This window comes from Plantactinospora sp. A48 (assembly GCF_055793945.1).
This window is the reverse complement of the sequence record NZ_JBTIXF010000191.1, coordinates 1-12644: the sequence shown is the minus strand read 5'-3', so window position 1 is coordinate 12644 and position 12644 is coordinate 1. Positions and strand designations below refer to the sequence as shown.

12 protein-coding genes and 1 pseudogene are annotated in these 12644 nt (G+C 67.2%); 7 read left to right on the top strand and 6 right to left on the bottom strand.

Annotated elements, in window-relative coordinates; translation table 11 throughout:
• Window positions 1-53: 53 nt before the first annotated feature.
• Window positions 54-236, bottom strand: a complete 183-nt coding sequence (locus tag ACXN5W_RS30600; protein ID WP_473161885.1) for a response regulator transcription factor — start codon at window positions 234-236, stop codon at window positions 54-56.
• Window positions 237-328: 92 nt separating this feature from the next.
• Window positions 329-3268, bottom strand: a complete 2940-nt coding sequence (locus ACXN5W_RS30595; protein ID WP_473161847.1) for an AfsR/SARP family transcriptional regulator — start codon at window positions 3266-3268, stop codon at window positions 329-331.
• Between the two features lie 476 nt (window positions 3269-3744).
• Between ACXN5W_RS30595 and ACXN5W_RS30590 the strand changes: the two genes are divergently transcribed.
• Entirely contained in the window at window positions 3745-4056 is a 312-nt protein-coding gene (locus ACXN5W_RS30590; protein WP_473161846.1) for a hypothetical protein, read from the top strand.
• A gap of 198 nt (window positions 4057-4254) precedes the next feature.
• Here the strand turns inward: ACXN5W_RS30590 and ACXN5W_RS30585 are convergent, their stop codons facing one another.
• Window positions 4255-4449 (bottom strand): hypothetical protein, encoded by a 195-nt coding sequence (locus tag ACXN5W_RS30585; RefSeq protein ID WP_473161845.1) that lies wholly within the window; start codon window positions 4447-4449, stop codon window positions 4255-4257.
• A 109-nt stretch (window positions 4450-4558) separates the two neighbouring features.
• Entirely contained in the window at window positions 4559-4930 is a 372-nt protein-coding gene (locus tag ACXN5W_RS30580; RefSeq protein WP_473161844.1) for an ArsR/SmtB family transcription factor, read from the bottom strand.
• Between the two features lie 581 nt (window positions 4931-5511).
• Between ACXN5W_RS30580 and ACXN5W_RS30575 the strand changes: the two genes are divergently transcribed.
• From ACXN5W_RS30575 to ACXN5W_RS30565, 3 genes are all read left to right on the top strand, one after another.
• The gene (locus ACXN5W_RS30575) at window positions 5512-5844 is read left to right on the top strand and encodes a hypothetical protein (protein ID WP_473161843.1); all 333 of its coding nucleotides are present in this window, start codon (window positions 5512-5514) and stop codon (window positions 5842-5844) included.
• Window positions 5845-6071: 227 nt separating this feature from the next.
• On the top strand, window positions 6072-6554 hold the full coding sequence (locus ACXN5W_RS30570; protein WP_473161842.1) for a peptidase inhibitor family I36 protein: 483 nt from the start codon (window positions 6072-6074) through the stop codon (window positions 6552-6554).
• Between the two features lie 254 nt (window positions 6555-6808).
• Entirely contained in the window at window positions 6809-7729 is a 921-nt protein-coding gene (locus ACXN5W_RS30565) for an alpha/beta fold hydrolase (RefSeq protein WP_473161841.1), read from the top strand.
• Between the two features lie 60 nt (window positions 7730-7789).
• Here ACXN5W_RS30565 and ACXN5W_RS30560 read toward each other — a convergent pair whose 3' ends face one another.
• Window positions 7790-7918, bottom strand: a complete 129-nt coding sequence (locus ACXN5W_RS30560) for a hypothetical protein (RefSeq protein ID WP_473161840.1) — start codon at window positions 7916-7918, stop codon at window positions 7790-7792.
• A gap of 101 nt (window positions 7919-8019) precedes the next feature.
• On the opposite strand from ACXN5W_RS30560, the pseudogene ACXN5W_RS30555 reads away from it, so the two are divergent.
• The 3 genes and pseudogenes from ACXN5W_RS30555 to ACXN5W_RS30545 all read left to right on the top strand — a co-directional run bounded on the left by ACXN5W_RS30555 (window position 8020) and on the right by ACXN5W_RS30545 (window position 12131).
• Window positions 8020-8713 (top strand): annotated as a pseudogene (locus ACXN5W_RS30555) (IS6 family transposase).
• 198 nt (window positions 8714-8911) lie between these two features.
• Window positions 8912-10471: an endo-1,4-beta-xylanase gene (locus ACXN5W_RS30550; protein ID WP_473161839.1), complete on the top strand. Its 1560-nt coding sequence runs from the start codon at window positions 8912-8914 to the stop codon at window positions 10469-10471.
• Between the two features lie 1129 nt (window positions 10472-11600).
• Entirely contained in the window at window positions 11601-12131 is a 531-nt protein-coding gene (locus ACXN5W_RS30545) for an AAA family ATPase (RefSeq protein WP_473161838.1), read from the top strand.
• A 222-nt stretch (window positions 12132-12353) separates the two neighbouring features.
• Here ACXN5W_RS30545 and ACXN5W_RS30540 read toward each other — a convergent pair whose 3' ends face one another.
• A complete protein-coding gene (locus ACXN5W_RS30540; protein WP_473161837.1) occupies window positions 12354-12515 on the bottom strand; it encodes a hypothetical protein in 162 nt (53 codons plus the stop codon).
• Window positions 12516-12644 lie beyond the last annotated feature (129 nt).

The following is a 12644-nucleotide window of genomic DNA, read 5'->3' as shown; positions in this document are numbered from 1 at the left end:
GCAGAGCAACGTTCTGGTCCTGACGCCGACGCCGGGGGCATCGGCGTCAGGACCTACAGATGCGGCGACACGTAGCCCAGTTCGATCGCCCGGCGGGTGAGTTCTGCCTTGTTGGTAGCGTTCAACTTCGCCCGGATGCGCTTCAGGTACGTGCCGACGGTCGACTCGGTCACGCCCATCCGCTCGCCGATCATCACGTGGCTCAACCCGCTGGCGACCAGCCGCAACGCCTTGATCTCCTGGTCGGCTGTGGGTCACCGCCGCGCGGGCGGTGCCTCCCTCGGCGTACCAGCTCTTCGGAGTCACACCCACGAGTGACTCGAAGGCGTCAAGATGGGCTGCCGTCATCCGATCGGCGGTGCTGCCCATCGCCGTTCCCTTCCTGTTCAGCCGGCATCTTCTGTGCCAGCTGGGCAAACCGGTCCCGCAGTCGCTCCGGCCCGCCATCCGGGAAGTTGTCGAGCACGAGTCCGGCTCGCGTGAACGCCTCGACTGCCTCCGCGACGTCACCGACGGACATCAACAGTTCGGCGAGCTGGTGCAGGGCCTCGAACTCGTTCGCCCGGTGACGCACAAGTCGTGAGGTGTTGGCCGACAGTTCGAGCTGCTCCACCGCCTCCCGGACGCGGCCCGTCTGCGCGAGGTTGGAGGCGATGGCCATGCGCGTCTCACCCTCCACCGCGGTCAACGTCGCGTCCCAGCCGGCCTTGAGTTCGCTCCGGATCTGCTCGTGGAGTTCGAGCGCCCGCTCGAGCATATGGGCCGACTCCTCGAGCCGCCCGAGACGGGCAAGCGACCTACCCATCGACAAGAGGCTCATGGTCACGGGACGGCGATAGCCGATCTCGCGGTATCGGGCCACTGCCCTCTCGCCGTGTACGAGCGCCTGCTCGTGCCGGCCCAGCGCCTCGTACACCCACTGCAGGTTGGCGTGTGCCATGGCCTGCTCCAGAGGCATGGCCCTCTGCTCGAAGATCCGCAGTGCTGCCGCCAGCAGGTCGAGCGCGTCATGGTTGGCCCCGAACGACCACCGGGCGCCGGCCAGGCTGCGCAGGGTGTGCGCTTCGCCGACCTCGTCGCCGCTCTCTTGGGCGGCGTGCAGGGCCGAGCGCATGACGTCCTCCCAGTCCTGGAAGTACCCGGCCCACTGCAGGTACTGCTGCATCGTGATGGCGAGTTGCCACGGCACGATGCCGTACCCGAGGTTCTCCGCGAGCCGGACAGCCTCCTTGAGTACCTCGCGCTGGGCGGCGAACCAGGCGAGGGCCTCCTCGTACGTCGCCGGCTGTTCGGGCACGACACCGGGCAGCGCCGGCGACGGCTCGATCGGAACTCGGTGTGGCGCCAGCAGCACCTGCGCGTTGAAGCTGCTGTGCAGGTAGTACTGGAGCAGGCGGCTGACCGCGTCCCGGCGTTCCTTCGGCGGCTCGACATCGCGCAGGCACTCCTGCGCGTACGCCTTGACCAGCACGTGCGACGTGAAGCGTCCGTCGTCGTGCTCGGTCACCAACGCCGCCTCGGTCAGCTCCTCGAGTTCGGCGTGCGTGGTGGCCGAATCCTGGCCTGACAGGCTGACGCATGCCTGGGCCGTGATCCCGGGGCTCAGTGCGACGGCCAGCAGTCGGAAGAGTCGCGCGGCGCCGGGACTGAGCTGTCGGTATGACCAGGAGAAGGCCGTACGTGGATCGTGCGCGCCCGCGCCGTGCGGAAACGCCTCCAAACGGTGCGCGCCGTCCCGGAGGTCGGCGAGGACGGATTCCAGTGACAGTGTGGGACGCGCGGTGAGGCGAGCGGCCAGGATCGCCAGCGCCAGCGGCAACCGTCCGCACAGCTCGATGATCTCGTCCACGATCACGGCGTCCGCCTGACCGATCCTGCGTTTCGTCCAGCGTGTAAGCCGGTGCACCAGTAGTTCCCGAGCCGACTGGAGGTCTGGTACGTCGAGGCGCAGCAGATAGGCACCGTCGAGGGCGGCGAGTCCGAGCAGCGGACGGCGGCTGGTGATCAGCACCAGACTCTCGGCAGAGTTCGGCAGCAGCGGACGAACCTGCGCGGGATCCTGCACGTTGTCCACCAGCAGCAGAACGCGTTTCCCCGCCGTCAAGCTGCGGTAGGTTCCGACGCGCGCGTCGAACGTGTCGGGTACCTGTGACGCGGGAACACCCAGTGCGTACAGGACGGAGTGCAGGGCGTCGCCGGCGCGGACAGCCTCGTCGTCGTCCTGCTCGCCCTGGAGGTCGAGGTAGAGCTGACCGTCGGTGAACTCGTCGGCGACGAGACGTGCAAAGTGAGCGGCCAGGGTCGACTTACCCACGCCGCCCATGCCGTCTATCGCCACCACCAACGGGCTGGTTCTCCCGTCGTCGCGCATGCCGGCCACCAGGTCGCCCAGGAGGGCGAGTTCGGTCGAGCGTCCGACGAACTGCGACAGGTCCGGAGGCAGCTGCGCCGGGCGGACCAGTGGCACGACGGGCACGCCGTCGGACCGGACAGCGGGTCCGACGGAGTCCACCGGCTCGGCCTGTGGCAGCGCGGTCTGGGTCAGCACCTGGCGGTGAGCGTCCTGGAGAGCGCGTCCGGGGTCTATGCCCAGGTCCCCGACGAGGCGCTCCCGAATCCTCCGGTACACCGCCAACGCCTCGGCCTGCTGGCCGGCTGCGGCGAGTGTCGTCACCAGGCTCGCGTGAACGAGTTCGTGTAGCGCGTCCAGCTCGGCCGCGAGCCGCAGTGGTGCCAGAACCCGCGACGGCTGGCCCACCTGAACGGCGACCCTGGCTGCGTCGACCACCGCGTCGAAGAACTCGCCCACGATGCCCGCGAAGGTCGCCGCGGCCCGATTGCTGTCCGCCAGGGAGTCTCCCGCGAAGCCACGGCAGAGCTGCAATGCCTCGGTGTAGTGGTCCAGCGCCTCGTCAAGGCGATCCTTGCCCACGCTCGCCTTCGCGGAGGCGACGTGCCAGCGAAACGCGACCAGGTCGAGCATCTCTGGGCCTGCGGTGAAGCGGTACCCGTCACCGCTGCGCAACAGGTACGATCCGGAGGCTCTCGGCGGCAGGTTGGGCTCGAGAAGACGACGCAACACGCCGATGTACTTGTGGATCACGTTGACCGCGCTGGCCGGTGACTCCGGCCCCCAGATCAGCGCGATCAGATCAGTCGTGCTGATGGGGTGGCCCACGCGAGCCAGCAGGAGCGCGAGCAGGCAGCGTTGCTGCCGTGGGCCGGCGTCGAGTTCGGTGGCGCCCCGCCAGACCCGTAACGGGCCCATGATCTGCAGGCGGAGCGGGTCTGCTTCGCCGTCGCGGGCGTGACCGACCGCTGGGCTCTCCCCCCGTGTGCTGCTGTTGAACGGACGGTGATCAGCTGGGGTCATGCACTCGTCCCTAGCGTCGACGCACCAGCCGCGCCTTGGCGAGTCAGACGACCCTCGCCCCCGGATTCCTGCATGAATTTTCCCCCGCGTCGCGTTTCTGGTTCGCGGGAATCCCCTGTCGCCGCACCCCAGAGCCCTGACACGATCCAAAGCCTCGGATGACCCTAGTCACGCTCACTGAAGGATCTCTTGACAGCGACTGGATTGACTGCGGCGTAGATCAATTCGGCATCCGTCAGGCCCGCTCAGACACCCCGGCCAGGCCTCATGAGATCGGCGGTACGCACTTTCTTCAGAGTTTGCCCGGTGGGGGGTGGGCAGAATGGCGGCCGCTCTCATCGGGACGCGACGCACTCGGAAGGAGGGATGTGGTGGACAACCGGGTTCTGCTGGGCGCCCTGCGCGTAGGCCAGACCCTGCCCGACGATCCCCGGAACGGTCTCGCCCGTACAGGTCGCGGCCGCCTCACCCGGCTGGCCCTCGTGCTGACGGCCCTCGTCGTGGTGGGCGTCGTCACGGTGTACGTGTGGCCCTTGCGCAGCGACGGGCTTCAGCACGCAACGCCGGAGTCCCTGAGCTTCGAGTCGGCGAGTGCGCGGGCCGCGCGGGCCGTCGTCGCGGAGGCGGCCGACACCGAGGTGCTTCCGGGGTGTCGGAGTCAATTCCTCTCCACCAGCGCGTGAGCGCGAAGGCCGTTCTCCTGCTTCACGGCGACACCGACTGCCCCGGCAGTACCGTTGAACGTGGCGGCCGGCTTGGGCGACACGGTCGGCGTCGTGGGCATCTCCGGTGGAGGCGTGTTGGCCACCTGGCTGGTCGGCCACCGTCCCGACGTCGTGCATCGTGGTCTTCTCCTGCCACCCCTCTGTAAACCCGATCCCCTACGCATCGTCGGTAACTTCACGATCGATCCGAAGAGCCCGCACCTGCGCGAGTTGGCGATCGTCACCTCGGCGAACGACGACTTCATCGATCTTCGGAGCGGACCTGACGCCACGCGGCCCGAGGTCGCCGACCTTCAGCACCGCCGCGACCTCGCTCAGGTCATTGTCCAGTTGATCATCGCGGTCGAGCAACCGATGCAGCTGGCCAGCGGGACGGCGCGGGCGCCCTGCCATGGGTCGATGACGGTGCGTCGGGTGGATGCCGGTCAGCCGGCGTGGCAAGCGGCTCCGACGGTGACGTTCAACGGGTCTTCTTCGTCGCCCGTTTGCGGGGCGGCGTCAGCAGCTCGGCGATCGCGGCGATCGCGGACGGCATCAGCCGGTAGTACGCCCAGACGCCGCGCTTGTCGCGCTCGAGCAGGCCGGCCTCGGTGAGGATCCGCAGGTGATGACTCACGGTCGGCTGGGAGAGACCGAGCTGTGCGGTGAGGTCGCTGACGGACGCCTCGCCCTCGGGAGACGAGTGGATCAGGCTGAGCAGTCGTAGCCGGGCCGGGTCGGCGAATGCCTTCAGCACTGCGGCGAGCCGCTCGGCGTCGGCACGCTTGATCGGTTCGCCCGCAAGGGGCGAGATGGCAGGCATCATCGTTTTCGCAGTTCCCACGTCCTGCATCGTTGCAGCAACACCCCGGCTAGAGCGGCGTAACGAGGCCTTGATCACGGTGAGGCTCTCGGGTGAGGACTTCACGCATCCGTTGTTCTCCCGGCGCCGTACAGCCCGCTGCCGGGTGGGGATGGCAAGGCAGGGCGGTGAGGAGTTGCGGAGCGTCGGCACGTCGTGGATTACCTGCGGGCATACGGGCAGCGCTACGACCTCGCGGTGCGTCTCCCAATCCGGGTGCGGGAGGTGCGTTCGGCGGGTGCGCGCCTGCGGGTGTGATCCCGCTTGGGGTGTTCGACCGAGGCCCGAGGCCTCACGCCTGGGCTCTGTCACCGCGATCGTCGAGCGTTGGCTCGACGGCCAGAGCCTGTCGGTCAGTGCTGTATGAGGCAGGTTCTGACTGTCAGTTGGTGGCGCCGACGCGGGTTGCGAGATCGCGAAGCCCTGCCGGAGTTGCTGTCGGGGCGTACAGCAGCGATGACACGAGGTCGCGGACCGAGGGGCGGTTGACCTCTTCGGGGGCGTGCCGTTCCGCGGAGAGCCGTGCCTGAACGGCGCGGTCGGGCTTGCCGTGGTGGGTCCAAGCGCAGGCGGTGTCCACGCAGAAGCGGCCGTATCGTTCGGCGCTGGGCAACTCTGCCGGCCGTACGGTTTCCGCGCCGCGCCGCGCCGCGCTGCGCTGCGCGTGCGGTGCCGGTATCGCCGAGCGCGGTGTAGACACCGATCTTGTAAATGGCGACGGTTGCCGGATTCAGCGGGATGCCGTTCAACGTCGAGTCAACCGCCCCACGAGCGGCTGGACCGCACCAAGCCTGGAAGACAAGTACATCGCCCAGGCCGTCAACCACACCGCCACCACCCCATCTTTCGGCATCCTGCTCATCGGGACGTCAGGGCGCCGATTCGGCGCGCCGAAGATCCGGTAGCCACACAAATCAGCAGTATCCAAAACCGGAAATTCTGCCCCCGATATGCCCAGAGTCCGGGCATGGTGCGCAGAACAGGATCAGCCGCCCCACCTGCAGCTTCTCATTTGTCAAGGCCCGGGATTGGGGCCAGAGGCAAGCGGTTCAGTCGATATCAACTAGGAGTTAAGAGCGCTGAGCGTATATTTACGGCGCAATCGGCCGAACATCACAGGAGGTATCGGATCGTGCGAACCGCGAAGCGAGTCGCCGTCATCGTTGCGGCATTTGCAGTGTCGCTGTCGGGTGTGACGGTGATCGCAACGAGCGCCCAAGCTTCAGCCAGCGACTGCCCTGCCAACCGTGTGTGCCTCTGGGAAAACCAGAACGAGGACGGCGCGGGCGGAATCTTCATTGTGCAGGACAAGGCGCCAAACGGGCGTTACTGCGACCTGGACCTCAATGACAACACGTTCAGCAACGGCCATCGCGTCTCCGACGCCACGTCCTCTGTATACAACAAGACGGGATACAACATCTTCCTGTTCCAAAACCCGGCTCCTTACCGCTTTGCAACCAAAGCAGAAATTTTTTATGTGGCACCGTACAAAAAGGTCGACAGCCTGAACAACGTGACGGTCACGCACGGAAACTACTACCCTGGCAACAATGCTTGGACCTACCCGAACGTTAACTTCAGCGACAAGACCTCTGCCGTCTGCGACATGTAGCTGCGCTCGGGCCGGGTGCGTACACCCGATACGCGCATCGGATGGGCCTGGGCAAGGTGCCTAGCGCCGCCTGACCGGGCATTGACAGTTAAGCGGATGAAAGGGCAGCCAGGTTTCCTGGCTGCCCTTTCATCGTGGATCCGAACTCGTGGCCTCGTCGGAAATGGTCAGTAGAAATCAACTGCGGTCCGACATGCTCGACCGGGGGGTTGCCGGGGGCTGATGATGTCATTCGTGGTCACCGAGGAGCTGTAATGAGCACGAGATCGGGAACGACGCACACGGTCCGCGCGGGCGACCTTTCCCTGATATGTCACATTCGCGGTCGAGGCCCGCTCTGTTTCGTACACCCGGGTGGCCCTGGGCTCTCCGGAGACTATCTGCGCATGCCACTGCTCGAGCACCGCCTGACGATGGTCTATCTCGAGCCGGTGGGCACGGGCGGTTCGAGCCGGTTGCCGGCGGGGGCGAGGTACGACCTCGACACCTACGCCGATCATCTCGACGCGGTGATCGCCGACTTCTCCAACGCTCCGGTGCTCATCCTGGGGCACGGGCACGGTGGATTCGTCGCGCAGAATCATGCATTGCGCCGCCCGGACCGGACGGCCGGCCTGATCCTGTACGCGACCGCACCGGTGGTCGACCAACACACCCGGGCGGCGGCGCGGGAGAAGCTAAGGCAGTACGCTCTGGCCCACGGGGACCGCACCGATGCCGAGGCGATGGTCGCCGCGTATGACCGCCCTGCCGGTCGGTGGGTGCATGAGACCACCGCACGGCTCTGGCAGATCCTCCCCGCCTACTTCGCCGACTACTGGCGGCGGACCGAGTTCGCCCATCTCCCCGGTGCGCTACTGTGCTGGCCGCGGCCGGCCACCGATTTCGACCTCCGCTGCGCGCTGCCCTCGATCACCGCACCGACGATAGTCCTAGCAGGGGTGCACGACTTCGAATTCGGCCCGGAGCCGGCCGAGATGCTGCGATCGGCCATTCCCGGGGCGGTCCTGGCCGAGTTCTCCGACAGCGGGCACTTCCCGCACCTGGAAGAGGCGGAGCGCTTCAGCCACATGGTGCTGGAGTTCGCCCTGCGGGTCTCCGACGGCGTCCCCGGCCGGCCTCGTTCCGCGAGCGAGATGGCCTCGACCGGGAGACAGGATGCGAGTTGGTGGTGACGGGCGCGGCGGCGCCGCCCCGGCCGGCAAGTGGGCGGCCGGGGCGGCATCGCCGGAAGCTCACTCGGGGAGCTGGTAGAGGCGATAGCGGGCGACGGTGTCGAAGCCGATCTGCCGGTACACCGACTCGCCCTCGGCGCTCGCCTGCAGCGTGGCAAGCCTCCGGCCCGACTCGCGAGTGATGCGCAACGCCTCGCGGGGGGTCTGTTGCGTTGGGTGAAAGCGTGATCGACTCCGACTTGGCCGGTGTGGTTGCCTTGCCCGGTGAGGTGGTCGTCCAGTGCCCGGTCCTGGTCGTCGCCGCCGTCGGCGTTCTCGGGTTCCGGTTCCCGGCTGAGGTGATCGTGCTGGTGGTCCGCTGGTACCCGCGTTTCAATCTCTCCTGCCGGGATGTGGAGGAGTTGCTGGTCGAGCGCGGTGTCGAGGTGGATCACGTCACCGTCTACCGGTGGGTGCAGCGATTCACCCCGCTACTGGCCGACGCCCCCCGGTTCGCTGGCCACTGTCCGGGTGACCGTTGGTTCGTGGACGGGACCTACGTCAAAGTCAACGGGATCTGGCGGTACGTGTGCCGGGTCGTGGACCAGCATGGCCAGGTCATCGACCTGCTCGTCTCGAAGCGTCGGGATGCTGCTGCGGCCCGGCGGTTCTTCCGCCGGGCGCTGACCACGCTGAAGGTCACGCCCAGCGAGGTTGTGACCGACGCCGCCCCCGCCTGTACCAGGGTGCTGGACGGCCTGGTCCCGTCGGCGTGGCACCACGTCGAGCGGCATGCCAACGATCCGATCGAGGCTGACCGCAGCCAGCTCAAGCACCCGATTCAGACCGAGGCGCGGACTACGCACCGACCGCACCGCCCAGACGATCGTCACCGGCCATGCCTTCGGGCAGAACCTCCGACGCGGAGACTACGAACTCGCCACCGACGCCCCGTCCGGGACCCGGGTGGCCGCCGCGTTCACCGAACTCGCACGAGCGATCTGACCAGTGCCCGCTGATGCGGCTGGGCGTGCCCACGGATCCGCCAATGCGACAGCGCCCCTCGGACCCTGGCGAACCTCCGACATCCGCGGCGTTACTCTCCGGAAGTTTCGGCAGAATGTCGATAAGTTGACGAGCTTGATTGACAATTCTCGATACATCACGGAGGCTGGCCGAGTCGATCAGGGGAGGAGATACCTCGTGAGTAGTCCCACCACGCACACCGGAAGACGTACGAAACTTGCAGCATTGGGTGCGTCCGTGCTGTTGGCCGGTGGCATCGTGGTCGCCCAGTACACGGGCCCCGCCGAAGCGGCAGCGACCACGCTGCGCGCCGCCGCCGCCCAGGCCGGCCTGTTCTTCGGTGCCGCCGCCAGCCCCGGCCGGGTGAACAGCTTCTTCGCCAACGAGTTCGGGCAGCTCACCCCCGAGAACGACATGAAGCCCGACGCGATCGCCAACGCGAACGGCACGCTGCGCAACACCGGCAACGCGGACACGCTCGTCAACTTCGCGCAGTCCAACAACATGGTCGTACGCGGTCACACCATGGTCTGGTACTCGCAGGCCGGCTCGTTGCAGGGCGCCAACCAGTCGACGCTGAACACGTACATCGGCAACGCGCTGCTGCGCTGGGGCAACAAGATCAAATACTGGGACGTCGTCAACGAGTCGCTTGCCGACAACAACGCGGGGACGCGACGCGGGCAGTGGCCGCACACGCTGGACCGCGACGCGAACGGCGACGGCGACTACTTCGACGCCGGCGACACCGACTACATCCGCGACTCGTTCACGCGCGCTAAGCAGGTCGTCCAGCAGAACGGGCTGAGCACGAAACTCTGCATCAACGACTACGACGTCGAGGGGCTGACGGTCAAGGGCGGCGGGCGCAACCGCAAGGCCGACGCGCTCTACGACATCGTCAGGACGTACACGCAGGGGTCCACGAAGCTGATCGACTGCGTCGGCTTCCAGAGCCACTTCAACGACAACCCGAACAGCATCATCACGGACGACCTGCAGGCAAACATCCAGCGTTTCGCCGACCTGGGCGTCGAGGTGCACCTCAGCGAGCTCGACATCGACGACGACCTGAGCAACAACGACATCGGTCAGGGGCAGGCGGCGAACTACCGCAAGGTCGTCCGGGCCTGCCTGAACGTCGCGCGCTGCACCGGCATCACGGTCTGGGGCATCTCGGACAGCGAGTCGTGGCGTTCCTCCGAGCGGGGCCTGCTGTTCACCGGCAGCAACGGCAACTACCAGAAGAAGGCCGCGTACACGGCGGTCCTCGACGAGCTCAACAAGGGCCGCGGGACGACGGACCCGACGGGCTCGCCCACGATCTCCCCGACGGTGTCGCCCACCGTCTCCCCGACGGTCTCACCCACCGTCTCCCCGACGGTCTCACCCACGGTCTCGCCGACCGTCTCGCCGTCGGACCCGCCCACCTCGCCGCCGCCGGCGTCCGGCTGCTCGGCCACGGTGTCGCTCAACTCCTGGAACGGCGGGTTCGTCGCGACCGTACGCGTCACCGCGGGCTCCGCGCCGGTAAGCGGCTGGCGGGTGAGCATGACGCTGCCCAGCGGTGCGGCCGTGACCAGCAGCTGGAGCGCGACCAATTCCGGCACGAGCGGCGCGGTCCAGTTCTCGAACGTCTCCTACAACGGCCAGATCGCCGCGGGTCAGTCCACGGAGTTCGGCTTCCAGGGCACGGGCAGCGCCACCGGTCTGTCACCCACCTGCACCACCGCGTAACCCGCACACGACGGCGCCCGGGGGACTCCGCCCGGGCGCCGTCGTGTGTCTTGCCTCTGTCACGGCCGCGATCCCGGGTGGGACTCTTCCGGCCTTCCGGCGGGTGCCGCATGGCTCTCAGGGGATCGGGCGGCCGTCCTGACAACGGTTCCGGTCGCGGCGGTTCCGATCGTCGCAACGCGACCTCCGGTGGGCGATCGTCGCCCACACGGCGCCCGCCCCCGCCACGACCAGCACCGCCAGGCAGCAACACCCACCCGACCTCCTTGCCGGACCCACCCCCCACGCCGGGGATCTACCCGCCCACCACGGCATCCCTCCCGAGTGGAACCACCCACGCTCCGGTCAGAGCCCACCACCGCCGCCAGCACACGGTCGGCCGGGCCCACAACCCGAAGGCAGCACCCGACCGGGAACCTGGCGGGGATCGTCCCGCTCCCAATTTGCTCCCATTGTAAGGAGCAAAACCGGAACGGCTCGTTGCCGAACATTCGGTAACGAGCCGCGCGAACTGGCCATATAGACGGTGGACCATTCTGGACAGAACACGAACCGCATTTTCCCAGCGCATGGACCTGTCATCGCCGTCTCGCCCGTCCGGCGACGGGAACCGTAGATCATCTACGTCGTGTTGATCATGATGGCCTGACGAGGTCTCCACCTCGTCAGGCCACGCCGACGAGGGACATTGCTGGCCGCGCTGAACTCGACTGCGATGACGCCCAGAGTTTTGCCCCCCGGCGTTACCCCGACCGATACGCCCCGGCCACTGGGCACGCAGACGGCACCGTCGTCCCGACCTACACGAACTGGCATTGACCTCGACCTACCGGCCGACATCCTCACGCTGCTCAGTTACGTAACCGCAAATGGATCATGTATTGGACTGCGTCCGAGGGGGATGTTCGCCACGAATCCATGATCAGTATCAGGGGCGAGCTGCACAGGCCGGTGCGACGAGGATGTTCCTGACGACGGGTGAGGCGAACGCCGCTGCCCGGGCACTGTACGAGTCGCTGGGCGGCGGATTGGCTGCCCAGGGACCGACGGTGAACTATTGGTTCCGGTTGAATCGGTAGCGCACACACCCGCCTGCGCCCGGTAGGCACCGAACTCTGCAGGAGACCCTGTGCACCGAGCTCTGCTTCTCACCGGGACCGCCGGAGTCGGTAAGTCCACCGTGGCAGATGCGCTCGGGCAGATCCTGACCGCCCGAGGATGCGTCACCGCCGTCATTGACACGGACATGCTCGCGCAGTTCGGGCCGCCTCCGGAACCGAACCCCGGACCCGTGAGGTTTCATGACCAGCTCAAGTGCGCCAACCTGGCAGCGGTGTGGGTCAACTTCAAGGCCGCCGGTGCGCAGTTCGTCGTCGTCTCCGCAGGCATCGACAGCCTGCCGCTACGGGAGTCATATGTACGCAGCCTCGCGGGTTGCGAAGTCCGTGTGGTCAGGTTGACCGCTGATGACGACATCGTCCGCAGCCGCCTGCGACAACGGGACACGGGTCCAAGGCTCGAGCAGCATCTCAGGGCGCTGGACCGAGGTGGGCGCACGCCGGCCGCCATGGAGGATTTCATCGTCACCAATGACCGCGCCGCCGCCGACGTCGCCCAAGAGGCTCTGGTGCGAGCGGGTTGGGCGGACCGCCTTGGATGACCCTCGCCGGATCGCGAGATGCACCCGACGGCAAACACCCTTCCGCCACCCCAGCATCGGACCACGGATCGCCCCTCATCGGCACGAGCGTGCGTCGGGCCGGCCCTGATGTGCGCCACGCCGCGTGACGGCTCACCGCCGACCGCCGCGCGGTCGGCGGCAGGTGAGTGCGGGTGATCAAGCCGAAGAAAGCGTTGTTCATCCACAGCGGCCGCGTTGCCTTCAACTGCGGTCTTCAAGCCATTCCGCTGTATGGCGGTGTCGGCCCAGGCCCACCGCATCGAACTCGTCCACGGCGTCCCTCGCCTGCACGCCGAGGACCTGCAGCGCGCGCGAGATCGATGACTTACGGACCGAAACCGACGGGGCCTCCTCGTTGTCCATCAGTGGGCCCAACACAAGGAGCCATTTTCATCGTGGTGGAGGGGTCTGAGCAGCTACGCGGCGGCGTGTCGATGCTCCAGATAGGACGAAGCTCCCGGTAGGACAGCAGTCGACCAAGACGCACCGCCC

Coding starts and splice junctions, on each gene's coding strand:
- ACXN5W_RS30580 (WP_473161844.1), bottom strand. CDS start 4,930: ATGCAGGACGTGGGAACTGCGAAAACGATGATGCCTGCCATCTCGCCC.
- ACXN5W_RS30540 (WP_473161837.1), bottom strand. CDS start 12,515: ATGGACAACGAGGAGGCCCCGTCGGTTTCGGTCCGTAAGTCATCGATC.
- ACXN5W_RS30595 (WP_473161847.1), bottom strand. CDS start 3,268: ATGGGCCCGTTACGGGTCTGGCGGGGCGCCACCGAACTCGACGCCGGC.
- ACXN5W_RS30565 (WP_473161841.1), top strand. CDS start 6,809: ATGAGCACGAGATCGGGAACGACGCACACGGTCCGCGCGGGCGACCTT.